This is a genomic window from Pseudomonas sp. MIL19, assembly GCF_028680365.1.
GTDB lineage: Bacteria > Pseudomonadota > Gammaproteobacteria > Pseudomonadales > Pseudomonadaceae > Aquipseudomonas > Aquipseudomonas spirodelae.
Genome location: NZ_JAPPVG010000001.1, coordinates 268,945 through 291,454 on the forward strand (window position 1 = coordinate 268,945; position 22,510 = coordinate 291,454).

Annotated in this window: 23 protein-coding genes; 15 read left to right on the forward strand and 8 right to left on the reverse strand. The window is 61.3% G+C overall.

The window, feature by feature from the left end; translation table 11 throughout:
• Positions 1-14: 14 nt before the first annotated feature.
• Positions 15-1,106, forward strand: a complete 1,092-nt coding sequence (locus N1078_RS01300) for a calcium/sodium antiporter (protein ID WP_274086398.1) — start codon at positions 15-17, stop codon at positions 1,104-1,106.
• Positions 1,107-1,129: 23 nt separating this feature from the next.
• The gene (gene pcaC / locus N1078_RS01305; protein WP_274086399.1) at positions 1,130-1,507 is read left to right on the forward strand and encodes a 4-carboxymuconolactone decarboxylase; all 378 of its coding nucleotides are present in this window, start codon (positions 1,130-1,132) and stop codon (positions 1,505-1,507) included.
• 69 nt (positions 1,508-1,576) lie between these two features.
• Here the strand turns inward: pcaC and N1078_RS01310 are convergent, their stop codons facing one another.
• The 3 genes from N1078_RS01310 to N1078_RS01320 all read right to left on the reverse strand — a co-directional run bounded on the left by N1078_RS01310 (position 1,577) and on the right by N1078_RS01320 (position 4,449).
• A complete protein-coding gene (locus tag N1078_RS01310; RefSeq protein ID WP_274086400.1) occupies positions 1,577-2,518 on the reverse strand; it encodes an AEC family transporter in 942 nt (313 codons plus the stop codon).
• Between the two features lie 104 nt (positions 2,519-2,622).
• Positions 2,623-3,183, reverse strand: coding sequence for a response regulator transcription factor (locus tag N1078_RS01315; protein ID WP_090243369.1), 561 nt, complete (start codon positions 3,181-3,183; stop codon positions 2,623-2,625).
• A 12-nt stretch (positions 3,184-3,195) separates the two neighbouring features.
• Positions 3,196-4,449, reverse strand: a complete 1,254-nt coding sequence (locus N1078_RS01320) for an ATP-binding protein (RefSeq protein WP_274086401.1) — start codon at positions 4,447-4,449, stop codon at positions 3,196-3,198.
• A gap of 274 nt (positions 4,450-4,723) precedes the next feature.
• Here N1078_RS01320 and N1078_RS01325 point away from each other — a divergent pair, with 274 nt between their 5' ends.
• The 7 genes from N1078_RS01325 to N1078_RS01355 all read left to right on the forward strand — a co-directional run bounded on the left by N1078_RS01325 (position 4,724) and on the right by N1078_RS01355 (position 11,562).
• Positions 4,724-5,452 (forward strand): SIMPL domain-containing protein, encoded by a 729-nt coding sequence (locus N1078_RS01325; RefSeq protein ID WP_274086402.1) that lies wholly within the window; start codon positions 4,724-4,726, stop codon positions 5,450-5,452.
• 223 nt (positions 5,453-5,675) lie between these two features.
• Positions 5,676-7,274 (forward strand): ABC transporter substrate-binding protein, encoded by a 1,599-nt coding sequence (locus N1078_RS01330; protein WP_274086403.1) that lies wholly within the window; start codon positions 5,676-5,678, stop codon positions 7,272-7,274.
• Positions 7,275-7,394: 120 nt separating this feature from the next.
• The gene (locus N1078_RS01335; protein WP_274086404.1) at positions 7,395-8,405 is read left to right on the forward strand and encodes an ABC transporter permease subunit; all 1,011 of its coding nucleotides are present in this window, start codon (positions 7,395-7,397) and stop codon (positions 8,403-8,405) included.
• A 152-nt stretch (positions 8,406-8,557) separates the two neighbouring features.
• A complete protein-coding gene (locus N1078_RS01340; protein ID WP_274086405.1) occupies positions 8,558-9,469 on the forward strand; it encodes an ABC transporter permease subunit in 912 nt (303 codons plus the stop codon).
• Between the two features lie 10 nt (positions 9,470-9,479).
• Entirely contained in the window at positions 9,480-9,620 is a 141-nt protein-coding gene (locus N1078_RS01345) for a hypothetical protein (RefSeq protein WP_274086406.1), read from the forward strand.
• On the forward strand, positions 9,617-10,591 hold the full coding sequence (locus N1078_RS01350; protein ID WP_274086407.1) for an ABC transporter ATP-binding protein: 975 nt from the start codon (positions 9,617-9,619) through the stop codon (positions 10,589-10,591). Before N1078_RS01345 ends, N1078_RS01350 begins: the two co-directional genes overlap by 4 nt.
• The gene (locus N1078_RS01355) at positions 10,591-11,562 is read left to right on the forward strand and encodes a peptide ABC transporter ATP-binding protein (protein WP_274086408.1); all 972 of its coding nucleotides are present in this window, start codon (positions 10,591-10,593) and stop codon (positions 11,560-11,562) included. Before N1078_RS01350 ends, N1078_RS01355 begins: the two co-directional genes overlap by 1 nt.
• Before the next feature lie 15 nt (positions 11,563-11,577).
• On the opposite strand, the gene N1078_RS01360 is transcribed toward N1078_RS01355, so the two are convergent.
• Positions 11,578-12,357, reverse strand: coding sequence for a YdcF family protein (locus N1078_RS01360; RefSeq protein ID WP_274086409.1), 780 nt, complete (start codon positions 12,355-12,357; stop codon positions 11,578-11,580).
• A gap of 26 nt (positions 12,358-12,383) precedes the next feature.
• Complete coding sequence (locus tag N1078_RS01365) at positions 12,384-12,827, reverse strand: hypothetical protein (RefSeq protein WP_274086410.1); 444 nt, start codon at positions 12,825-12,827, stop codon at positions 12,384-12,386.
• A 198-nt stretch (positions 12,828-13,025) separates the two neighbouring features.
• On the opposite strand from N1078_RS01365, the gene leuS reads away from it, so the two are divergent.
• The 6 genes from leuS to lipA all read left to right on the forward strand — a co-directional run bounded on the left by leuS (position 13,026) and on the right by lipA (position 20,172).
• Positions 13,026-15,638 carry a leucine--tRNA ligase gene (gene leuS, locus N1078_RS01370; protein WP_274086411.1) on the forward strand — a complete coding sequence of 871 codons (2,613 nt, stop codon included), beginning with the start codon at positions 13,026-13,028 and terminating at the stop codon, positions 15,636-15,638.
• Between the two features lie 57 nt (positions 15,639-15,695).
• Entirely contained in the window at positions 15,696-16,307 is a 612-nt protein-coding gene (locus N1078_RS01375; RefSeq protein ID WP_274086412.1) for an LPS-assembly lipoprotein LptE, read from the forward strand.
• 39 nt (positions 16,308-16,346) lie between these two features.
• Positions 16,347-17,378, forward strand: a complete 1,032-nt coding sequence (holA, locus tag N1078_RS01380; protein WP_274086413.1) for a DNA polymerase III subunit delta — start codon at positions 16,347-16,349, stop codon at positions 17,376-17,378.
• Between the two features lie 82 nt (positions 17,379-17,460).
• On the forward strand, positions 17,461-17,619 hold the full coding sequence (arfA, locus tag N1078_RS01385) for an alternative ribosome rescue factor ArfA (RefSeq protein ID WP_274086414.1): 159 nt from the start codon (positions 17,461-17,463) through the stop codon (positions 17,617-17,619).
• A 72-nt stretch (positions 17,620-17,691) separates the two neighbouring features.
• Positions 17,692-18,957, forward strand: coding sequence for a lytic murein transglycosylase (locus tag N1078_RS01390; protein ID WP_274086415.1), 1,266 nt, complete (start codon positions 17,692-17,694; stop codon positions 18,955-18,957).
• 162 nt (positions 18,958-19,119) lie between these two features.
• Positions 19,120-20,172, forward strand: a complete 1,053-nt coding sequence (lipA, locus tag N1078_RS01395) for a lipoyl synthase (protein ID WP_274086416.1) — start codon at positions 19,120-19,122, stop codon at positions 20,170-20,172.
• An 80-nt stretch (positions 20,173-20,252) separates the two neighbouring features.
• Here the strand turns inward: lipA and lipB are convergent, their stop codons facing one another.
• From lipB to N1078_RS01410, 3 genes are all read right to left on the reverse strand, one after another.
• The gene (lipB, locus tag N1078_RS01400; RefSeq protein WP_274086417.1) at positions 20,253-20,906 is read right to left on the reverse strand and encodes a lipoyl(octanoyl) transferase LipB; all 654 of its coding nucleotides are present in this window, start codon (positions 20,904-20,906) and stop codon (positions 20,253-20,255) included.
• Positions 20,906-21,181, reverse strand: a complete 276-nt coding sequence (locus tag N1078_RS01405; protein ID WP_274086418.1) for a DUF493 domain-containing protein — start codon at positions 21,179-21,181, stop codon at positions 20,906-20,908. Before N1078_RS01405 ends, lipB begins: the two co-directional genes overlap by 1 nt.
• A 73-nt stretch (positions 21,182-21,254) precedes the next feature.
• Complete coding sequence (locus N1078_RS01410; protein WP_274086419.1) at positions 21,255-22,430, reverse strand: D-alanyl-D-alanine carboxypeptidase family protein; 1,176 nt, start codon at positions 22,428-22,430, stop codon at positions 21,255-21,257.
• Between the last annotated feature and the right edge of the window lie 80 nt (positions 22,431-22,510).

A 22,510-nucleotide genomic window follows, 5' to 3' on the forward strand; every position in this document is an offset into this window, starting at 1 on the left:
TGGAGCCCCCTGCAATGACCTTGATGACCTTTGTTTACCTGATCGCCGGCCTGGTGCTGCTGGTGGCCGGCGCTGAAGTGCTGGTACGCGGCGCTGCCAAACTGGCCGCACAATTCGGCATTCCGCCGCTGATCATCGGCCTCACTGTGGTGGCATTTGGTACCAGCGCGCCGGAAACCGCCGTCAGCGTGCAAGCCGCCTTCAATAGCAGCGGCGACCTGGCGATTGGTAACGTGATTGGCAGCAATATCGCCAACGTCCTGCTGATTCTTGGCCTGACCGCAGTGGTTGCACCGCTGATCGTCTCGCGCCAGCTGATCCGCCTGGACGTCCCGATCATGATCGGCGCCAGCCTGGTGGTGTACGCCCTGGCGTGGGATGGCAGCCTCAGCCGCCTCGATGGCGCCCTGCTGTTTGCTGGCGTGCTGGCTTACACCGGCTTCCTGATCATCAGTTCGCGCCGCGACAAGAGCGCTGTCGCCGAGGATGACGAGTTTGCCAAGGAATTCGGCCTTGATGAGCCGGCCAAGCCCTATGCCTGGGCGATCAACCTGGGCCTGATCATTGCCGGCCTGGTGCTGCTGGTCACAGGCTCGAACTTCCTGGTCGAGAGCGCCGTCACCATGGCCCGCGCCCTGGGCATCTCGGAGCTGGTGATCGGCCTGACCGTGGTGGCTATAGGCACCTCACTGCCGGAGTTGGCGACCTCGATCATGGCGGCCATCAAAGGCGAGCGCGACATCGCCGTGGGCAATATCGTGGGCAGCAATATCTTCAACCTGCTGTGCGTGCTCGGCCTGGCCTCGATGGTCTCACCGCAGGCGATCAATGTGGCGGCCAACGCCCTGGCCTTCGACTTCCCGGTGATGATCGCCGTGGCGGTGGCCTGCTTGCCGATCTTCTTCGCCGGTTACCGCATCAACCGCTGGGAAGGCTTGCTGTTCCTGGCCTACTACGTGGCGTACACGGTTTACCTGGTGCTGTCGTCGACTGGCAAGCCGTTCGCCGAGGTCTTCGGTGAGGCCATGCTGGGTTATGCCTTGCCACTGACCGCCGTGACTCTGGTGATCATTGCCGGGCGCGCCTGGCACAAGCAGAAAGCCTGAGAGCCCATTAGGAGAAGAGCCGCATGAGTGACAGCCACGAACAGGGCCTGAAAGTACGCCGCGAAGTAATGGGCGACGCCTTCGTCGACCGCGCCCTGAGCAACGCCAGCGACTTTACCCAGCCGCTGCAGCACTTCGTTAACCAGCACGCCTGGGGTGGCGTCTGGACCCGCGAAGGCCTGGACCGCAAGACCCGTAGCCTGATCACTCTGTCGGCACTGACGGCGCTGAAGTGCCCGCAGGAGCTCAAGGGCCATGTGCGTGGCGCACTGAACAACGGCTGCACCGTGGCAGAAATCCGCGAAACCCTGCTGCACTGCGCGGTGTATGCCGGCGTCCCCGCCGCCATCGACGCCTTCCGCGCAGCGCAGGAAGTGATCGACGACTTCCAGAGCGCCTGAACGCCTGAACAACAAAAAGCCGACGCGAACGTCGGCTTTTTTGTGCCTGCGCTAGGCCCGCCAACAGCGCTAGATCCAGCCCACCCACTGCAAGGCCAACAACCCCAGGTTGGTACTGATCACCGACGCCAGCGTGGTAATCACAATAATCGCGGCGGCCAACTGATAGTTACCGCCAACCGCCTTGGCCATGACAAAACTGGCCGCAGCCGTCGGACTGACAAAATATAAAAACAAAATGCCCAGGTCAGCGCCGCGAAAACCGCACAGCACCGCACCCAGCGTCGCTAGGAACGGCAGCCAGAGCACTTTCATCAAGCTCGAACTGACGGCCATACCACTGCCTTGTCGCAAGGAATCCAGGGTCAGCGTGCCGCCAATACAGATCAACGCCAGCGGCAGGCTCATTTGCGCAAAGTAACCGCCGGAGGTCAGCAGCCAGGCCGGCAGCGGGATGTGCCACGCGGCAATAGGAATCGCCAGCAGCACACCGATGATCAGCGGATTGCTGGCAATGCTCTTGCTCAGGCTCCAGACATCGGTCTTCGCCTGTGGGCTGTAAATCGCCAGGATGATGGCCGACAAGACGTTGTAACTGAGGATCACCACGCCGCCGAGCACGGCACCGACCGACAGCCCGTAATCGCCATACATACTTGTGGCCAGCGCCAGCCCGACAATGCCGTTATTGCCGCGAAAGGCGCCCTGGGTGTAGATACCGCGATCCGCCTCGGGGCAACGCAAGATCGACCAGCCCCACGCCAACAGGAAGCAACCCAGGGTGGCCACCACAAAGTACAGCAGCAGTGCCGGCTGCAACGCGGTGCTTAGGTCCGCCTTGATGATGCCAAGAAACAACAGCGCCGGCAGGGTGCCGCGAAACACCAACGTCGAGGCGGTGTTAATAAACGCCGCATCAATCAACCCGAAGCGCTTGAGTGCCACGCCGAGAAAGAGCATGGAGAAGACCGGCGCGGTAACGCCAATAGTTTGCTGAACGATGGCAAGCATGACCGCCCCTGACGAGCCACTTAGTTAGGGGGCTAATGATAGCAAGGTCGCTTAGCAGAAAGCTTTCAACAGCCTTTCATGCCGTAAAAATACGCCCGCAACGCTTAGCGCCGAACCGGGCGCTTCTGCAACTTGCGTTGCAAGGTGCGCCGGTGCATGCCCAGAGCACGGGCGGTGGCGGAGATATTGCCTTCATGCTCGCTGAGCACGCGCTGGATATGCTCCCACTGCAGGCGGTCCACCGACATCGGGTTTTCCGGCACCAGGGTGTCCAGGTCGGCATGCTGGGTGAGCAGCGCCGCCAGCACATCATCGGCATCGGCCGGCTTGCACAGGTAGTTGCAAGCACCGCGCTTGATTGCCTCCACCGCCGTGGCAATGCTCGAATAGCCGGTGAGGATGACCACGCGCATCTCGGCATCCAGTTCCAGCAGCTTGGGCAGCAGCACCAGGCCAGAGTCGCCTTCCATTTTCAGGTCGACCACGGCGTAATCCGGTAGATCTTGCTCGGCCAGGGCCAAGCCTTCTTCGGCCGAACCGGCGGTGGAAACCCGCAGACCACGCCGGCTCATGGCGCGCGCCATCACGCGGGTGAAGGTGGGGTCATCATCAACCAACAGCAGGTGCGGTTGTTCTTCACCTTCGAACAGCACTTCATCGCTCATTCGGATATTTCCTTAAGCTCGGCCATAGGCGCGCGGCAACTTCAGCTCGGTGAGCGTGCCGCCTTCTTCGTGGTTATACAGTTTAACCGTACCGCCGGCACGGGTGACGCTGGCCTGACTAAGGAACAAGCCCAAACCGAAGCCCTTGCCTTTGGTAGTAAAGAACGGTCGCCCCAGTTGCTCGGCAATCGCCAGCGGCACACCAGCACCGAAGTCGCGGATGCTCAGGCGCAGCCATTGGTGGTCCCAGTCCAGGCGGATATCCAGCTTGTCCGGGCAGGCATCGGCGGCGTTGTTCAGCAAGTTGAGTAGCGCCTGGGTCAGGTCGGCCGGCGGCATCATCTTAGGTGGCGTGCCGCGGCCCAGGCATTGATAGCGATAGCTGGCTTCGGGCCGCATCAGGTGCCAACGGTTGAGGGTGGTTTCCAACCACTCCACCGAGGACAACTCGACCACCGCCTGACGCCGATCCGCCTCAGCGGCGCGCACCAGCTGCTGCAGGGTTTCCTTGCACAGCTTGACCTGCTCCTGCAGCACGGCGAGGTCTTCTTGCAGCATCGGTTCTTGATGTTCGCGGCGCAGCTCTTTAATCAGCACGCTCATGGTCGCCAATGGTGTGCCCAGCTCGTGCGCCGCACCGGCGGCCTGGGTGGCCACCGCCAGTAACTGCTGATCACGCAGGCCTTCCTCACGACGATCAGCGCGCAGTTCTTCCTGCTGACGCAGCTCTTCGGCCATCTTCGCCACAAAAAAGGTGATCAACCCGGCGGCCAAGGCAAAGCTCAGCCACATGCCGTAGATCAGCAAGCTTTCCCGTGGGCCTGTCGGCAACGCCAGCGGGTGCGACCACACCAGCAGAAAGGTGTAACCGCCCAGCGCCAGGCCAGACAAGGTAATGGTGTAGAGCCAGGGCAAGGTGGCCGCGGCGATAGTCAGCGGCACAAGGTAATAGGAGACAAAAGGGTTGGTCGAGCCACCGGAGTAGTACAGCAACACGCTGTGGATAATCAGGTCGCAAGCCAGTTGCGCGGCGTATTCCTGCTCAGTCACCGGCCACGGCCCGCGCAGACGCAACGCCGTGAGCAGACACAGCACCAGAGAGACGCCCAGAGTGACGCTCAGCTCCAGCCAGGGCAGCGGTAATGCGCCAGATTTGTAAGCCAGTCCCACGGAACCCGCCTGCGCCGCCAGCACTAGAATGCGGATCAGGGTCAGGCGCCAGAGGTTTTGCCGGCTCGCCGACAGTAGCTGCACAGGTGCGAGCATAGAATCTCCAAGATGCTCATTCAGCGAGCCGCGAAAGTATAACCAAGCCGCTACCCGCCCAACTGCGGCAACGCGCCGCAGCACATGCACGCGCGAGCAGCTGTTTCAGCGAGCGCGAGCTAGGGCCACTTCTAACGCAGTACCGCCTACGCGCAGCAGATCTTAGGCAGACTCTAAAAAGTGGAACCTGGCTTAACCCGCCTAGTCAGATAGCTACGTCTACCCTCTGGAAAGCTGCGCATAGCCCATGCGCCCATCATTTAAAGGAATCGTCATGCTGCCGTTATCCCGCATCGCCACCGCCTTTCTGCTAAGCGCCGCCACCTTACTGAGTACCACCGCCATGGCCGAAGACGCACGTTATAACCAGGTCGCGCTGCGCGCCGAGGTTAATCAGGAAATCGCCCACGACCTGATGCACGTCACCCTCTACACGGAAGCCCAAGACAGCGACCCAGCCGCCCTTGCCGCACAGATCAGCAAGACCCTGAATGCCAGCATCGCTCAGGCGCGCAAGGTCAAAGGCGTCAGCGTCGCCTCGGGCAGCCGCAACAGTTATCCGATTTATTCTGAAAACAAGGGCGATGATAAGGGCCAGAAAATCACTGCCTGGCGCGAACGCGCCGAACTGCGCCTGGAAAGTGCGGACTTCAGCACTCTGTCCACACTCACCGGAGAAATGCTGCAAACCCTGAAGATGGGGGGGATGAATTTCAGCATTGCCGACGACACCCGCAAAACCCGCGAAGATGCGCTGCTCAAAGATGCCGTCGCAGCGTTTAAAGCACGCGCTCAACTGGCCACCAAAGCCCTGGGCGGCAGCGGCTACAAACTGGTCAGCCTGAACCTGAACACGGGCGGTTTCCAACGCCCGATGCCGATGCGCATGGAAATGATGAAAGGCGCCGCCATGATGGATGCCGCGGTTACGCCAGAGATCGAAGCCGGCACCAGCCAGGTGAACATTAATGCCGATGGGGTGATCGAGGTGCAGATGCCCTGACATCTGCTACAAACAGAAGCAGCGCCGTTACCCGACGATAGCGGCGCTTTGCAATGTTTTCAGCCCACACTTATAAAAATGCGACACCCACATAGTGCTGCACCGCCATTCCTGCTCTAACAACCACATGCCGCTTGCCGTCGGCATGTGGCCTGCATAGCTTCACCCAAGGTCTCCACAAGAGCCCCCTCAGGATCACAACCACAATAACCATGAGGTCACTATGCGTAAGAATGCCGTCATCCAGGCTCTACTCGCCGCTGGGCTGATCGCCAGCACCCCGCTTGCCAGCGCTGCCGGCAACCTGGTGTTCTGCTCCGAAGGCAGCCCCGCCGGGTTCGATCCTGGCCTGTACACCACCGGCACCGACTTCGATGCTGCAGCGGAAACCGTGTTCAACCGCCTGAGCCAGTTCGAGCGTGGCGGCACCGCAGTGATCCCCGGCCTGGCCGAGAAGTGGGACATCAGTGAAGACGGCCTGAGCTACACCTTCCACCTGCGCCCGAACGTGAAATTCCATACCACCGAATACTTCACGCCGAGCCGCACCTTCAACGCCGATGACGTGCTATTCACCTTCCAGCGCATGCTCAACACCGACCATCCCTTCCGCAAAGCCTACCCGTCGGAGTTTCCCTACTTCACCGACATGGGCATGGACGCCAATATCGCCAAGATCGAAAAACTCGACGACATGACAGTCCGGTTCAGCCTCAACGAAGTGGACGCCGCCTTTATCCAGAACCTGGCGATGAGTTTTGCTTCGATCCAATCCGCCGAGTACGCCGACCAGCTGCTCAAGGCCGGCAAGGCCGCCGACATCAACCAGAAGCCCATCGGCACCGGCCCTTTCGTGTTCAGCCGTTACCAGAAAGACGCGGTGATTCGCTTCAAGGGCAACAAGGAATACTGGCAGCCGGATGAGGTGAAGATCGACAACCTGATCTTCGCCATCAACACCGACGCCTCAGTGCGCATGCAAAAGCTCAAGGCCGGCGAATGCCAGGTCACCCTATTCCCACGCCCGGCAGATCTGGACGCCCTGAAAAAAGACCCGAACCTGGTCATGCCAGAGCAGGCCGGGTTCAACGTCGGCTATATCGCTTATAACGTCACCCACCCACCGTTCGACAAACTCGAAGTGCGCCAGGCGCTGGACATGGCGGTGAACAAACAAGGGATCATCGACGCGGTTTACCAGAGCGCCGGTCAGCTGGCCGTCAGCGGCATGCCGCCGACCCAGTGGTCGTACAACGACAGCATCAAAGACCCGGCCTACGACCCGGAAAAAGCCAAGGCGCTGCTCAAGGCCGCCGGCGTCAAGGAAGGCACCGAGATCACCCTGTGGGCCATGCCGGTGCAGCGTCCGTATAATCCCAACGCCAAACTAATGGCCGAGATGCTGCAAAGCGACTGGGCCAAAGTGGGCATCAAGGCCAAGATCGTCACCTACGAATGGGGCGAATACCTCAAACGCGCCAAGGCCGGCGAACACGACGCCATGCTGATCGGCTGGAGCGGCGACAACGGTGACCCGGACAACTGGTTGGGCACCCTGTATGGCTGTGATGCGGTAGACGGCAACAACTTCTCCAAGTGGTGTGATGCCGACTACGACAAGCTGGTGAAAGCCGCCAAGCGCGTGACCGACACCGCCGAGCGCACCGAGCTGTACAAGCAAGCCCAGGTGATCCTCAAACGTGAAGTGCCGATCACACCGATCGCCCACTCCACGGTCTACCAGCCAATGAGCAACAAGGTTGTGGACTTCAGGATCAGCCCGTTTGCGTTGAACTCGTTCTACGGCGTCGGCGTTAAGTAAGTACACGCAACACGTCGGTTGGCGGGCGGTTTAGCCCCTCGCCAACCGAGCACCACCTGTAAATACCGCATAACAGCGCCCAGCCATTGCAGCCAGGCGCGCACTGGAGCACCCATTCGCATGCTGTCTTTTATTGCCCGACGTTTGGGGCTGCTGATCCCCACCTTTTTCGGCGTCACCCTGCTGACCTTCGCGCTGATCCGCATGATTCCCGGCGACCCGGTGGAAGTGATGATGGGTGAGCGCCGCGTCGACCCGGTGCTGCACGCCGAGGCCATGGAACGCTTGGGCCTGAACAAACCGCTGTATGCCCAGTATTTCGACTACATCGGCCAACTGGCCCAGGGTGATCTGGGCGAATCGCTGCGCACCCGCACCAGTGTCTGGGATGAATTCACCACACTGTTCCCCGCCACCGTGGAGCTGGCCCTGGCCGCCCTGTTATTTGCCGGCACCCTGGGCCTGATCGCCGGGGTGATCGCCGCCCTCAAGCGCGGCTCATTATTTGACCACGGAGTGATGGGCATTTCGCTCGCCGGCTACTCCATGCCGATTTTCTGGTGGGGCCTGCTGTTGATCATGTTTTTCTCGGTCTGGCTGGGCTGGACGCCAGTATCCGGGCGCATCGACCTGCTGTACGACATCCCGCCGGTCACCGGCTTTATGCTGATCGATACCCTGTTGGCCGATGAACCCGGTGCCTTTGCCGATGCCCTGCACCACCTGATTCTGCCGGCCATTGTGCTCGGCACCATCCCGCTCGCGGTGATCGCCCGCATGACCCGCTCGGCGATGCTCGAAGTGCTGCGCGAGGACTATGTGCGCACGGCCCGCGCCAAGGGCCTATCGCCAGCCCGCGTGGTGTTTGTCCATGGCCTGCGTAACGCACTGATCCCAGTGCTAACGGTCTTCGGCCTGCAAGTCGGCGCATTGCTGGCCGGCGCGGTGCTGACCGAAACCATTTTCTCCTGGCCGGGCATCGGCAAATGGCTGATCGAATCGATCGGCGCGCGCGATTATCCAGTGGTGCAGAACGGCATTCTGCTGATCGCTTGCCTGGTGATCTTGGTCAACTTCGTGGTGGACATCCTTTATGGATTGGCCAACCCACGCATTCGCCATCAGCGCTAAGAACCTACCCATGGCCTGCTACGCGTCGGCGATACCGCGTCAAAACCAGCTTCGGAATGCTCATGTGCAACAGCACACTCCGCTTCCTCAGCCGCTTTTTCCTTGTCTCGCGCTAGCTCGCGAGGCCATGTACAGGTTCTACGGAGCCCACTATGACAACTGAAACCCTAAGCACCACTCTCGACCAGAGCCTGCTCTACCCCTCGCCACTCAAAGAGTTCTGGCAAGCCTTTGCCCACAACAAAGGCGCGGTCGCCGGCCTGCTGTTTATGATTTTGCTGGTGATCTGCGCGCTGTTTGCGCCGTGGATCGCCCCGCACGACCCCAGCGAGCAATACCGCGACTTTATGTTGACCCCGCCGGCCTGGCTGGAGGGCGGTCAAGTGCAATTCCTACTGGGCACCGATGAAGTCGGCCGCGACCTGCTCTCGCGGCTAATCCATGGTGCGCGGCTGTCGTTGCTGATTGGTCTGGCCTCGGTGCTGATGTCGCTGATCCCCGGCATTCTCATGGGCCTGGTTGCTGGCTTCTTTCCGCGACTGCTTGGCCCGTCGATCATGCGCCTGATGGACATCATGCTGGCCCTGCCATCCTTGCTGCTGGCGGTGGCCATCGTCGCCATCCTCGGCCCGGGGCTGATCAATACCATCTTCGCCATCGCCATCGTCTCGCTGCCTTCCTACGTCCGCCTGACCCGCGCCGCAGTGATGGGCGAGCTGAACCGCGATTACGTCACCGCCTCGCGCCTGGCCGGTGCCAGCCTGCCGCGGCTGATGTTTATCACCGTGCTGCCCAACTGCATGGCACCGCTGATTGTGCAGGCCACCCTGAGTTTCTCTTCGGCCATTCTCGATGCCGCAGCCCTGGGCTTTCTCGGCCTCGGCGTACAACCGCCAACGCCTGAGTGGGGCACCATGCTGGCCTCAGCGCGCGACTACATCGAACGCGCCTGGTGGGTGGTCAGCCTGCCCGGCTTGACCATTCTGCTCAGCGTGCTGGCAATCAATCTGATGGGCGACGGGCTGCGTGATGCACTCGACCCTAAGCTGAAAAATGCGCAGTGAGGAGACGAGCATGAGCCACCCTGCAGAACATTTCGTAGGATGGGTAGAGCACAGCGACACCCATCATCGCCGCTCGACCAACAGCATGGGTATCGCACGACTCAACCCATCCTACCGGCGTCCGAATGCACGCCCGGAGACCGCCGCATGAGCTTACTGGATATCAAGAACCTGTCCGTGCGCTTCGGCGGCGCTGGCGCGGCACCCGTAGTCGACGGCCTCGACCTGAGCGTGGCCAAGGGTGAAGTGCTGGCGATTGTCGGTGAATCCGGTTCGGGTAAATCAGTGACCATGCTGGCGCTGATGGGCCTGGTTGACGCGCCCGGCATCGTCACGGCAGACAGCCTGCAATTCGATGGCACCGACATGCTGCGCCTCAAAGGACGGCAGCGACGGCATATCGTCGGCAAAGACCTATCGATGGTTTTCCAGGACCCCATGACCGCCCTCAACCCCAGTTTTACCGTGGGTTATCAGATCGAGGAAGTGCTGCGTCAGCACCTACACCTCAAAGGCCAGGCCGCTCGCCAGCGCGCGCTGCAACTGCTCGACCGGGTGGAAATCCCCGCCGCCGCCAGCCGCCTGAATGCTTACCCGCATCAACTCTCCGGCGGTATGAGCCAACGCGTGGCGATTGCCATGGCGATTGCCGCCGAACCGAAACTGCTGATTGCCGACGAGCCGACCACGGCGCTGGATGTGACCATCCAAGCGCAGATCATGGAGCTGCTGGTCGGGCTGCAACGCGAACAGGACATGGGCCTGATCCTGATCACCCATGACCTCGCCGTAGTAGCCGAAACCGCACAACGGGTCTGCGTGATGTATGCCGGGCAAGCGGTGGAAATCGGCAGCGTGCCGCAGCTGTTCGATACCCCGACGCACCCCTATACCGAAGCGCTGCTCAAGGCGATTCCTGAGCACAGCCAGGGCCAGCGCCGCCTGACCACCCTGCCCGGCATTGTCCCTGGCCGCTATGACCGGCCAACCGGCTGCCTGCTGTCACCGCGCTGCCCTTATGCCGAACCTCGCTGTCACGACCAGCGGCCAAGCCTGGATACGCATGCACGCGGCGCGGCGCGCTGCTTCTACCCGCTCAACCTGACTGCGGAGGTGGCCTGATGAGCGCCGTTCTGACTGCTCGCGACCTCACCCGCCACTACGACATTTCCCGCGGGTTGTTCCAGCCCAACGCCCAGGTGCAGGCGCTCAACGGCGTGTCCTTTGAACTGCAAGCGGGCAAAACTCTGGCGGTGGTCGGCGAGTCTGGCTGCGGCAAATCCACCCTGGCCCGCGCCCTGACGCTGATCGAGAAGCCTAGCTCCGGCTCGCTGCAAATCGCCGGGCAGGAAGTGACCGGTGCCAATAAAGCGCAGCGCAAGCAACTGCGCCGCGATGTACAGATGGTCTTTCAAAACCCCTACGCCTCGCTCAACCCGCGGCAGAAGGTCGGCGACCAGCTCGGCGAACCACTGTTGATCAACACTCAGCTGTCGCGGCTGGAACGGCGCGAGCGGGTGCAGGCAATGATGCAGCAGGTCGGCCTGCGCCCTGAGCATTACCAGCGCTACCCGCATATGTTCTCCGGCGGCCAGCGCCAGCGGATCGCCCTGGCCCGCGCGATGATGCTGCAACCCAAGGTGCTGGTGGCGGATGAACCGACCTCGGCGCTGGACGTGTCGATCCAGGCCCAGGTGCTTAACCTGTTTATGGACCTGCAGGAGCAGTTCAACACCGGCTACGTGTTTATCTCGCACAACCTCTCGGTGGTGCGCCACGTTGCCGACGATGTATTGGTGATGTACCTCGGCCGCACGGTGGAGATGGGCCCCAGTGAGCAGATTTACAATCGCCCGCTGCACCCATACACCCAGGCGCTGCTGTCGGCGACGCCGACCATTCACCCGAACCCGAGCAAACCGAAGATCAAGATCAGCGGCGAGCTGCCCAACCCGCTGTCACCGCCCAGCGGTTGCGCTTTTCATCAGCGCTGCCCGCACGCCAATGAGCGCTGCCAGGTTGAACAGCCCGCCCTGCGCCTGCTGGATGCACGGCAGGTGGCTTGCCACCATGCGGAGTTGATCAACAGTTAGGCTGCAAACCGGGGCTTATTTCTGCTCAGCGGGGCCCCGATAAAACAGCCGATAAGCCAACACGCCAACGGCCTCGTTAAGCAGCAGGCCGTTCTGCCATACCGCCTTACCTTCCGGCAGCCAGCCACCGGCTGGGCGTCCATTGGGCGTACCGAGAAAGCCCATGGGCGCGCTGACCACCTGCAAACCAGCCTGTTCGAAGCTCCAGCGTGACCTGGGCATATGCCAGGCCTGAGTCACCAGCACCACACGATGAATACCAGCGGCTTTGAGTAGCTCGGCGCTGTGGGTCGCATTCTCCCAAGTCGTGCGACTCAGGCCTTCCTGCCAACGCACCGGCAGCGCGTAATCACGCGCCAGCACCTCAGCCATCAAGGCCGCCTCACTGGGCGGCGCGCCATAGTGCAGGCCGCCTGTGGTCAACAGCGGCAACCCCGACGCCTTGGCCAGACGCGCAGCGAAACGCACGCGCTCCAGCGCCAGCAGGCTGGGTTGATCCGCGCCCCAGCCAGGGTCAGCCAGCTCACGCCCGCCGCCCAACACCACAACCACCTCTGCGTGCCGAGCCAAATCAGCCCATTGCGGCTCATTCAAGGCCAGCTCGGTTTCCAGCATTCGCGCCGAATACTCGACCACCACCGGCAGGCTGAACAGCCACATGCCGCCTAAGCCGAGCACCAAACAGCCGGCCGCCAAGCGCGGAAAGCGGCGACGTAGCCACCAAGCGGCCAGCAGCAACAGTAGGAAAAGGCCTGGCGGCAGAAAAAACTGTTTGAGGATGTAGCGAATCGGCATCGAGCACCTCCAAGGGTGCGCGCAGCCTAGCGAGGATTACGCACGCGAAACAACTGCGAACCGCAGGTCTTGCACGCCAGCACCGCATGGCCTGACTGCCAGCCCGTTACGTCACCACACAAGGCGCAGCAGAGTTGCATACGATGATTGCGCAGCGGCTTGACCTGACTGGGCAACACGGCTGCGGTTTTATGCCCACCTCGGGCTAACTTGCGGGTGTTCTGAAACTGCTCGATCTGGGTCATTTCTTGAGCCGCGGCGTGCCAGCCACGCAGCCAGTCCAGATCACGCTCAAGGTAAGCGCGAATCAGCTCCATCTCTGCAGCGGTCAAACCACGCAGTTCTAAATCAAGCAGCGGGTGCGTGGACAGCGCACTCAAATTGTCGGCTTCATCCAATGCAACAGCGAGGCGCTGTAACAGCCGCTCGTAGGGCCCACCAGTCGGTGCGCTGCGCCTTAACTCTGCCATTTATCACCTCACGCGGGCAGCGTTGCGCCCGATACTTCAAGCTTAGCGGCCACCCCTTAACCAGCGGCCCCTGGCGACAAACGGCGAAACCCCAACCAAGGCCAACAGGCCACTGATTAATCAGGGTTTCCCTGAGTAAGCGGGGCTCATGTATGCTACGGCGTTTCCCGCAAGCCCTCATTCCAAGCGCCGGTAGCCATGCAAGAACAGTATTCGCCCCGTGAAATCGAAGCCGCCGCGCAGTCCCATTGGGATGCGCAGAATTCCTTTGTAGTGAGTGAACAACCAGGCAAGGAGACTTTCTATTGCCTGTCGATGTTCCCCTACCCGAGCGGCAAACTGCACATGGGCCATGTGCGCAACTACACCATTGGTGACGTGATCGCCCGCTATCAGCGTATGCAGGGCAAGAATGTGCTGCAGCCGATGGGCTGGGACGCCTTTGGTATGCCGGCGGAAAACGCCGCGATGAAGAACAAAGTCGCCCCGGCCAAGTGGACCTACGAAAACATCGAGTACATGAAGACCCAGCTCAAGAGCCTGGGTCTGGCCGTGGACTGGACCCGTGAAGTCACCACCTGCAAGCCGGATTACTACCGCTGGGAGCAGTGGCTGTTCACGCGCCTGTTCGAAAAAGGCGTGATCTACCGCAAGAACGGCAGCGTTAACTGGGACCCGGTCGACCAGACCGTTCTGGCCAACGAGCAGGTTATCGACGGCCGTGGCTGGCGTTCCGGCGCGCTGATCGAGAAGCGCGAAATCCCCATGTACTACTTCAAGATCACCGCTTACGCGGAAGAACTCTTGAGCAGTCTGGACGAACTGGATGGCTGGCCGGAACAGGTCAAGACCATGCAGCGCAACTGGATCGGCAAAAGCTTCGGCGCCGATGTAGTGTTTGATTACGACCTCGCCAGCGTCGGCATCGACGGCCAGCTGAAGGTCTACACCACCCGCCCCGACACCTTGATGGGCGCGACTTACGTCGCCGTGGCAGCCGAGCATCCGCTGGCCCAGCGCGCCGCCGAGAGCAATGCGGCGATCGCCGCGTTTATCGCAGAATGCAAAGGCGGCTCCGTGGCCGAGGCCGACATGGCCACCATGGAGAAGAAGGGCGTGGCCACCGGCCAGTTCGTCATCCATCCGCTGAGCGGCGACAAGCTGCCGGTGTTTGTCGCCAACTACGTGTTGTGGGGCTACGGCGAAGGCGCAGTGATGGCCGTGCCGGCACACGATGAGCGCGACTTCGAGTTCGCCAACAAGTACAGCCTACCGGTTACCCAGGTGTATACCGGCGAAGGCAAGGACTACGACGCCAGCCTTTGGCAAGACTGGTACGGCGAGAAAACCGGGCTGACCACCATCAACTCGGGCAAGTACGACAACCTCGATTTCAGCGCGGCGTTTGATGCCATCGTTGCGGATCTGGAAGCCAATGAGCATGGCGCGCGCAAGACCCAGTTCCGCCTGCGTGACTGGGGCATCAGCCGCCAGCGTTACTGGGGCTGCCCGATCCCGATCATCCACTGCGAAACCTGTGGTGACGTACCGGTGCCGGAAGACCAGTTGCCGGTTGTACTGCCAGAAGACGTCGTGCCGGATGGCGCCGGCAGCCCGCTGGCGCGCATGCCCGAGTTCTACGAATGCAGCTGCCCGAAATGCGGCGCAGCGGCCAAACGCGAAACCGACACCATGGACACCTTTGTTGAATCGTCCTGGTACTACGCCCGTTACGCCTCGCCGCATTACACCGGCGGTATGGTCGACCCGGCCGCAGCCAACCATTGGCTGCCGGTTGATCAGTACATCGGCGGCATCGAACACGCGATTTTGCACCTGCTGTATGCGCGCTTCTTCCACAAGCTGATGCGCGACGAAGGTCTTGTAAGCTCCAATGAGCCGTTCAAAAACCTGCTGACCCAGGGCATGGTGGTGGCAGACACCTACTACCGCACCCTGGATAACGGCGGCAAAGACTGGTTCAACCCAGCCGATGTCGAGCTGGAACGTGACAGCAAAGCCAAGGTCATTAGCGCCAAATTGAAGTCCGACGGCCTGCCGGTGGAAATCGGTGGCACCGAGAAGATGTCCAAGTCGAAGAACAACGGCGTCGACCCACAGTCGATGATCGACCAGTTCGGCGCCGACACCTGCCGCCTGTTTATGATGTTCGCCTCGCCGCCCGATATGAGCTGCGAATGGTCTGACGCCGGCGTTGAAGGCGCTAACCGCTTCCTGCGCCGCGTCTGGCGCCTGGCGCAGAACCACGTGAACCAAGGCGCTGCAGAGGCACTCGACCTCAGCAGCCTGACGGACGAGCAGAAGGCCGTGCGCCGCGCCATTCACCTGGCGATCAAGCAGTCGAGCATCGACATTGGCCAGCACCACAAATTCAACACAGCCATTGCCCAGGTAATGACGCTGATGAACGTGCTGGAAAAAGCCTCGCAAGCCACTAGCCAAGACCGCGCCCTGCTGCAGGAAGGCCTGGAAACTGTGGCGCTACTGCTGGCCCCCATTACCCCGCACATCAGCCACCAGCTGTGGCAGGAACTGGGCCGCGATGGCGTGATGATTGATACGCCATGGCCGCAGGTGGACGAGTCCGCCTTGGTGCAGGACACCCTGACCCTGGTTATCCAGGTCAACGGTAAGCTGCGCGGGCAGATCGAAGTGTCCGCCAGCGCCAGCCGCGAAGATGTCGAGGCCAGCGCCCGCAGCAATGAGAGCGTACTGCGCTTCACCGAAGGCCTGACTATTCGCAAGGTCATCGTGGTGCCGGGCAAACTGGTCAACATCGTAGCCAACTGATTAAGCTCGGCGCGACCGCACAGCGGCGCGCCGCACGACACGCCAAGGGGATAAAAGATGATCAAACGGAATCTGTTGGTAATTGGCCTGGCTACCCTGCTGAGCGCTTGCGGCTTTCAGCTGCGCGGCACCGGTGACGTGCAGTTCGCCCTGAAGGAACTCGACGTCAGCGCGCGCAACGCCTACGGCGAAACCGTCAATCAGGTGCGCGAAGTGCTGCAGAACAATGACGTGCGTGTTTACCCGGGCGCGCCATACCGCCTGGTCTTGAGCAACGAACAGGAAAACCGCCGCGCAGCCAGCTTTACCAGCTCTGCCCGTACGGCCGAATATGAGCTGAACAAAACCCTGGAATACGAGATCCGTGGCAGCAAAAACCTGCTGCTGCTGAGCGACAAAGTGGAAGCGCAGAGCTTCTACACCCAGGACAGCAACAACCTGATCGGCGCGGATCAGGAAGCCGCGCAAGTTCGCCAGGAAATGAACCGCGAACTGATCCAGCTACTGGTCCTGCGCCTGCAACAGATCAGCCCGCAACAGCTGGACCAACTGCAGCAAACCGCAGAAGCCAAGCTCAAGGCTGAAGCTGACGCCCTGGAAGCCGCCCGCCAACAGCAAGCGGCGCAGCCCCAGCAGTCGCCGATTCAACTGCCAATGTCTGCTCAGTAAGCTTGCCGGGCCGCGCAAGCGGCCCCGCTTCGCACCGCGATGAAACTCAACCCCGCACAACTCGGCAAACACCTGCAGGGCACCCTGAGCCCGGTATACGTGATCAGTGGTGACGAGCCATTGCTCTGCCAGGAAGCCGCCGACGCCATTCGCGCCGCCACTCGCCAGCAGGGCTTTAGTGAGCGCCAGGTGTTTAACGCCGACAACAACTTTGACTGGGGCAACCTGCTGCAAGCCGGCGCCAGCCTGTCCTTGTTCGCGGAAAAACGCCTGCTGGAGCTGCGCATTGCCACCGGCAAGCCCAGCGACAAGGGCACCGCGTTACTCGAATACCTGGCACGCCCCGCCGAAGACACCGTCCTGCTAATCAGCCTGCCGAAACTCGACGGCAACGCGCAGAAGAGCAAATGGGGCAAGGCGCTGATCGACGGGCAAAACGTCCAGTTTATGCAGATCTGGCCGGTCGATGCCCACCAATTGCCACAATGGATTCGCCAACGCCTGGCGCAATCCGGCCTAAGTGCCAGCGCTGAAGCGGTCGACATGATTGCCATCCGCGTCGAAGGCAACCTGCTCGCGGCCGCCCAGGAAATCGAAAAACTCAAACTACTGGCCGAAGGCACGCAGATTGACGTCGACACCGTGCAGGCTGCGGTCGCGGACAGTGCACGCTTTGATGTATTCGGCCTGATCGATGCAGCCCTCAATGGCGAAGCCGCCCACGCTCTGCGCATGCTCGAAGGGCTGCGCGGCGAAGGCGTCGAACCACCGGTGATTCTCTGGGCGCTGGCCCGGGAAATCCGCCTACTGGCCACCCTCGCGCAACAACATGCCCAGGGCATGCCGCTGGATAAAGCGTTCAGCTCAGCCCGCCCACCGGTCTGGGATAAACGCCGGCCACTGGTCAGCAAAGCCCTGCAACGCCTATCCGCCTCACGCTGGGCAGCCCTATTAGAGGATGCCCAGCAGATCGACGCGCAAATCAAAGGCCAGGCCATGGGCGACCCTTGGAGCGGCCTCAGCCTGCTGACCCTGAGCCTGTGCGGGCAGCGCTTGCGGCTACTCGGCTAACAGACAGGCGCTGGACTTTTTGCAGCGTGCGGACCATGCTTCGCGCGCCGGCACACGGCAAGCCATCGCCAGAGGACGCGTCATGAGCAAGAAAACCAAGCACAGCCCGAACAAGGCCAAATCCCTGATTGCCCAGCCGCTGTTTCGCAGCCGTCAGGAAAAGCCCAGCAAAGGTAAAGGTAGCTACCGCCGCGAAGCCTCCCAGCAAAACTGGGAGGCTTCATACCTTCTGGTCGCCTGAAACGCCCGCCTCAGCCCGCATCCCCTCTCAATCATGCTAAGGTGACGGCCTGCAAAATGTGCCGAGACCATCATGCCTTACCTGCTTCTTCGGGGCTTGTCCCATAGCGTCAGCGCCTTCCTCCTGCTGCTCCTGACTGCCTGCGCCGAAACGCCTGCGCAGCCGCTTGCCATCGTTCAGAGCGCGGCTCCCGCCAGCCCAGCTGTCAGTGCTCCTAAACCGCTCATCAGCTTCGAAGAATGGCGCATGCTCCTGCGTAGCGATGCCATCGCCGCTGGCATCGACGCTGAACTGTTCGACCGCACCTTTGCCGGCATCACCCTTGATCCACGCGTGGTGACCTCTGATAGCAGCCAGCCGGAGTTTACTCGGCCGGTATGGGAATACATCGATGGCGCGGTTTCCGTCTCGCGCGTCGCCCAAGGCCGCCTGCTCAAAGCGCAGCATCGGCCAACGCTGAAAGCCATTCGCAGCGCCTATGCCGTAGACCATGAAGTGCTCATCGCAATCTGGGGCATGGAAAGCAATTTCGGCAGCAATATCGGCAGCCATAACGTCATCCGCTCCCTTGCCACCCTGGCCTACGACGGCCGCCGCCAAGTATTTTGGCGCAGCCAATTGCTCGCCGCCTTGCAAATCATCCAGGCCGGCGACGCCCCCGCGCAGGGCTTGATCGGCTCTTGGGCAGGCGCCATGGGCCAGACGCAATTTATGCCGACCACCTTTAATCAACATGCCGTGGACTTTGACGGCGACGGCCGGCGTGACCTGTGGAGTTCAGCACCCGACGCCCTGGCCTCTGCCGCGCACTACCTGCAAGCATCGGGCTGGGAAAACGGCCAACCCTGGGGCTTCGAAGTGGACCTGCCGCAGGGCTTTGATTACGCCCTGGCCGACCCGGAAGTACGTCGCAGCCTGACTCAATGGCGTGAGCTGGGGGTTAAACCAACCCGCGCCATCGATGCCGATGACACAAGCCTGGCCACGTTATTCCTGCCAGCAGGCCACCGCGGTCCGGCCTTCCTGCTGCTGAACAACTTCCGCAGCATTCTGCGCTACAACAACTCCGCCGCCTACGCCCTGGCCATCGGCTTGCTCAGCGATGCCCTGGATGGCAACCCTGGCGTACAGGCCGTCTGGCCTCGTAACGATCGCCAATTGGGCCGCAGTGAGCGCATCGAACTGCAGGAACTGCTCGCCAGCAAAGGCTATGAGCCAGGCCCCGCAGACGGCATTATTGGGGCCAATACCCGCAAGGCAGTTCGCGCGTTCCAGCAAAGCCTGGGACAGCCTGCCGACGGCTACCCCAGCCACCAACTGCTCGAGCAGCTTAGATAACCAACCAAGCACCCTCACGCTGCCACCAAGGCCCCATTGCCAGGTGGCAACAGCTTGAACCACAGCGCGCCCTGCTGACTGCGCGGTCAGCTCTTATGGTAGACTGCGCGGCGGCGAAAAGCCGCCTCGTCCCCCGGAGCCTCTAGCGGAGCCCAATTGCCGATGTCCGATACCTCCCCGCCAAAAACCGTTGCCAGCGGCGAAAAATTTCGCACCACTCAAGGCATCACTGCGATCAAGGACGGGCAGAAGCGCCGCGCCTCAAGCGAACCTCAGGTGTTCGAACCCAAGCCCAAGTGGCTGCGGGTCAAGGCACCCGGCGGCAGCCGCTTCGAAGCCGTCAAACGCAACGTCAGCGAACACCGCCTGAGCACCGTGTGCCAGGAATCCCACTGCCCCAATATGGGTGAATGCTGGTCCAACGGTACCGCCACCATCATGCTGATGGGCTCGGTATGCACGCGCGCCTGCCGCTTCTGTGCGGTGGATACCGGCAACCCTAACGGCTGGCTGGACCTGGAAGAACCGCAGAACACCGCCAAGTCGGTCGAGCTGATGGCGCTGCGCTATATCGTGCTGACGTCGGTGGATCGTGACGACCTGGATGACGGCGGCGCGGCGCACTATGCCGCCAGCGTGCGGGCGATCAAAGAACGCACACCACACGTGGTGGTGGAAGCGCTAACGCCCGACTTCGATGGCGATCTACAAGCCATTGAGCGCGTGGTGGATTCTGGCCTTGAGGTGTTCGCACAGAATGTCGAGACGGTCAAACGCTTGACCCATGCTGTGCGCGACCCGCGCGCGGGCTACGAGAAGACCTTGCGCGTGCTTGAACACGCCAAGCGCCATCGGCCCGATGTGCTAACAAAAACCAGCCTGATGCTCGGTCTCGGCGAGACCGACGAAGAAGTCCTGCAAACCATGGACGACTTGCGCGCCATCGGTGTGGACATCCTCACTCTGGGCCAATATCTGCAACCCACGCGCAACCATTTGCCCGTGCAGCGCTGGGTCAGCCCGGAAGCATTCAATGACTTCCGCGAGCTCGGCCTGAAAAAGGGTTTTATGGAAGTTGCCGCCGGCCCACTGGTGCGCTCCAGCTACCGCGCTGACAAGGTGTTCGAGAAGAACAACCTGGGCCTGGCTGCACCGGTACCCGTGCCGGGCCAGCTACTGGACAGCAGCCTGATTCCGACCCTGAATCTGAATTAATCGGGCCATAAAAAACGCCTGACCCTAGATTGACCTGGGTCAGGCGTTTTTTATTCTGCCGCTATCTAATCTGCCGATGACTAGCAGTCGATTACGCCGGGCAGACTTTGCTGCTGCGCATAGTCGAGGTGCTTGCTCAGCTGCTCACGCAGCCGTGCGCTGACCTCAGCAAAGACGACTGGCGACGCGGCCCGATCAGCAAGCTGCGTCATGGCCATGCCGGCATACCCGCACGGATTGATGCGCTGGAAGGGCTGCAGGTCCATGTCCACATTCAACGCCAGGCCATGGAACGAGCGGCCATTACGAATGCGCAAACCCAGGGATGCGATCTTCGCCCCCTCGACATATACCCCAGGGGCATCCGGCTTGGCATTGGCGCTGACGCCGTAGCTGGCCAGCAGGTCAATCAAGCTGCGCTCCATGCGACTGACCAGCTCACGTACACCGACGCCACTGCGGCGCACATCCAGCAGCAGATACGCCACTAACTGGCCAGGCCCGTGATAAGTCACCTGGCCACCGCGATCTACCTGCACCACCGGAATATCACCCGGAAACAGTACATGCTCAGCCTTGCCGGCCTGGCCCTGGGTAAACACCGGCGCATGCTCAAGCAGCCAGATTTCGTCCGGTGTATCCACGCCGCGCGTATCGGTAAAGCGCTGCATGGCGTGCCAGGTCGGCTCGTACTCAACCTGCCCCAGCTCGCGAAAGCCAAGCGGCAGGCTCATCACAGCACCATGTGCACGATACCGGTGGCGCGCAATGCACTGTTGATATCGCGCAACTGGTCTTCACCGGTCGCGATGATATGCAGCTGCACCGTGGTGTACTTGCCATTACTGCTCTGGCGCTCGGCCAGCGTACTGAGATCGACCGTGGCATATTTGCTGAGCACTTCGATCACGGTGTTCTTGTAAGCAGCTCCCGTATCACCAACCACTTTGATCGGGTAGTCAGCGCAGGGGAATTCGATTTTGTGCGACTTAACGTCAGGTTGAGTCATGGCGGTAACGGCCTCGTATGCCGTGGCAATAACAGCGCCCTTGCAGTTCGACAAGGGCGCTAAGGTCACGGTATCAGTTGAATAGCCCGAAGAAGAACAGGCTGATGCTGTCCCACAAACGGCGGAAGAAACTGCCTTCCTCGACGGCCTCCAGGGCAATCAAGTCAGCGCTGTGTACCAGCTCCTCACCCAGTTTGACCTGGACGGTGCCGATCACATCACCCTGAGCAATCGGCGCGGTGAGTTGCGGGTTGATAACCATGCCTGCTTGCAGCTTATCCAGCTGACCTTTTGGCAGGGTCAGGGTGAGGTCATCAGCCAGGCCGGCTTTAACTTGTCGCGTTGCACCTTTCCACACCTGCGCCTGCGCCAGCTCCTGGCCTTTTTTGTAGAAGCTGCGGGTTTCGAAAAAACGGAAACCATAGGTCAGCAGCTTCTGCGTTTCCGCCGCACGTGCCGACTCGCTGTCAGTACCGAACACCGAGGTGATCATGCGCGCGCCGTCACGCACAGCAGAGGCCACCAGGCAGTAGCCCGCCTCGTTGGTGTGACCGGTTTTCAGGCCGTCGACGGTCTTGTCGCGCCACAGCAGCAGGTTACGGTTGCCCTGCTTAATGTTGTTCCAGAGGAACTCCTTCTGCGCATAAATGGCGTAGTGCTGCTGGTCTTCATTGATGATGGCGCGCGCCAAAATCGCCATGTCATGTGCACTGGAGTAATGCTCCGGGTGCGGCAGGCCGGTGGCATTCATAAAGTGGCTGTTGCTCATGCCCAAACGCGCAGCAGCCTCGTTCATCATGTCGGCGAAAGCATCTTCGCTGCCGGCAATGTACTCGGCCAAGGCAATGCTGGCATCGTTGCCGGACTGGATGATCACCCCGTGCAGCAAATCATCCACGGTCGCCTGGCTATTAAGCGGTAGGAACATGGTCGAGCCACCCGATGCCGCACCACCGGTGCGCCAGGCGTGCTCACTGATGGGCACCAGATCCTGCTCGCCAATCTTGCCCTTGCGAATTTCCAGGGTGGCGATGTAAGCCGTCATCAGTTTGGTCAGGCTGGCTGGGGGCAGGCGCTGGTCACCGTTGTTTTCCACCAGCACCTTGCCGCTGGCAGCGTCCAGCAGCACATAGGACTTGGCAGCCAACTGTGGCGCGGAGGGGATGGCTGGCTGATTGGCCCAGACTGTCGGGGCGCCGAACAGACAAAGTAATAGGAAAACGCGTTGCGCAAAGCTGGTGATATTCATCCGTCTCTCTAGATTGCTGATAGTCGAACAGGCCCAGTGGGCATAGGTTACGTCCCCTCAGCCAGCGACTGGCTGGCCGG

Bases quoted from the DNA above. Each gene is read 5' to 3' on its own strand.
- N1078_RS01300 (WP_274086398.1), top strand. From the start codon at position 15: ATGACCTTGATGACCTTTGTTTACCTGATCGCCGGCCTGGTGCTGCTG.
- pcaC (WP_274086399.1), top strand. From the start codon at position 1,130: ATGAGTGACAGCCACGAACAGGGCCTGAAAGTACGCCGCGAAGTAATG.
- N1078_RS01310 (WP_274086400.1), bottom strand. From the start codon at position 2,518: ATGCTTGCCATCGTTCAGCAAACTATTGGCGTTACCGCGCCGGTCTTC.
- N1078_RS01315 (WP_090243369.1), bottom strand. From the start codon at position 3,183: ATGAGCGATGAAGTGCTGTTCGAAGGTGAAGAACAACCGCACCTGCTG.
- N1078_RS01320 (WP_274086401.1), bottom strand. From the start codon at position 4,449: ATGCTCGCACCTGTGCAGCTACTGTCGGCGAGCCGGCAAAACCTCTGG.
- N1078_RS01325 (WP_274086402.1), top strand. From the start codon at position 4,724: ATGCTGCCGTTATCCCGCATCGCCACCGCCTTTCTGCTAAGCGCCGCC.
- N1078_RS01330 (WP_274086403.1), top strand. From the start codon at position 5,676: ATGCGTAAGAATGCCGTCATCCAGGCTCTACTCGCCGCTGGGCTGATC.
- N1078_RS01335 (WP_274086404.1), top strand. From the start codon at position 7,395: ATGCTGTCTTTTATTGCCCGACGTTTGGGGCTGCTGATCCCCACCTTT.
- N1078_RS01340 (WP_274086405.1), top strand. From the start codon at position 8,558: ATGACAACTGAAACCCTAAGCACCACTCTCGACCAGAGCCTGCTCTAC.
- N1078_RS01345 (WP_274086406.1), top strand. From the start codon at position 9,480: ATGAGCCACCCTGCAGAACATTTCGTAGGATGGGTAGAGCACAGCGAC.
- N1078_RS01350 (WP_274086407.1), top strand. From the start codon at position 9,617: ATGAGCTTACTGGATATCAAGAACCTGTCCGTGCGCTTCGGCGGCGCT.
- N1078_RS01355 (WP_274086408.1), top strand. From the start codon at position 10,591: ATGAGCGCCGTTCTGACTGCTCGCGACCTCACCCGCCACTACGACATT.
- N1078_RS01360 (WP_274086409.1), bottom strand. From the start codon at position 12,357: ATGCCGATTCGCTACATCCTCAAACAGTTTTTTCTGCCGCCAGGCCTT.
- N1078_RS01365 (WP_274086410.1), bottom strand. From the start codon at position 12,827: ATGGCAGAGTTAAGGCGCAGCGCACCGACTGGTGGGCCCTACGAGCGG.
- leuS (WP_274086411.1), top strand. From the start codon at position 13,026: ATGCAAGAACAGTATTCGCCCCGTGAAATCGAAGCCGCCGCGCAGTCC.
- N1078_RS01375 (WP_274086412.1), top strand. From the start codon at position 15,696: ATGATCAAACGGAATCTGTTGGTAATTGGCCTGGCTACCCTGCTGAGC.
- holA (WP_274086413.1), top strand. From the start codon at position 16,347: ATGAAACTCAACCCCGCACAACTCGGCAAACACCTGCAGGGCACCCTG.
- arfA (WP_274086414.1), top strand. From the start codon at position 17,461: ATGAGCAAGAAAACCAAGCACAGCCCGAACAAGGCCAAATCCCTGATT.
- N1078_RS01390 (WP_274086415.1), top strand. From the start codon at position 17,692: ATGCCTTACCTGCTTCTTCGGGGCTTGTCCCATAGCGTCAGCGCCTTC.
- lipA (WP_274086416.1), top strand. From the start codon at position 19,120: ATGTCCGATACCTCCCCGCCAAAAACCGTTGCCAGCGGCGAAAAATTT.
- lipB (WP_274086417.1), bottom strand. From the start codon at position 20,906: ATGAGCCTGCCGCTTGGCTTTCGCGAGCTGGGGCAGGTTGAGTACGAG.
- N1078_RS01405 (WP_274086418.1), bottom strand. From the start codon at position 21,181: ATGACTCAACCTGACGTTAAGTCGCACAAAATCGAATTCCCCTGCGCT.
- N1078_RS01410 (WP_274086419.1), bottom strand. From the start codon at position 22,430: ATGAATATCACCAGCTTTGCGCAACGCGTTTTCCTATTACTTTGTCTG.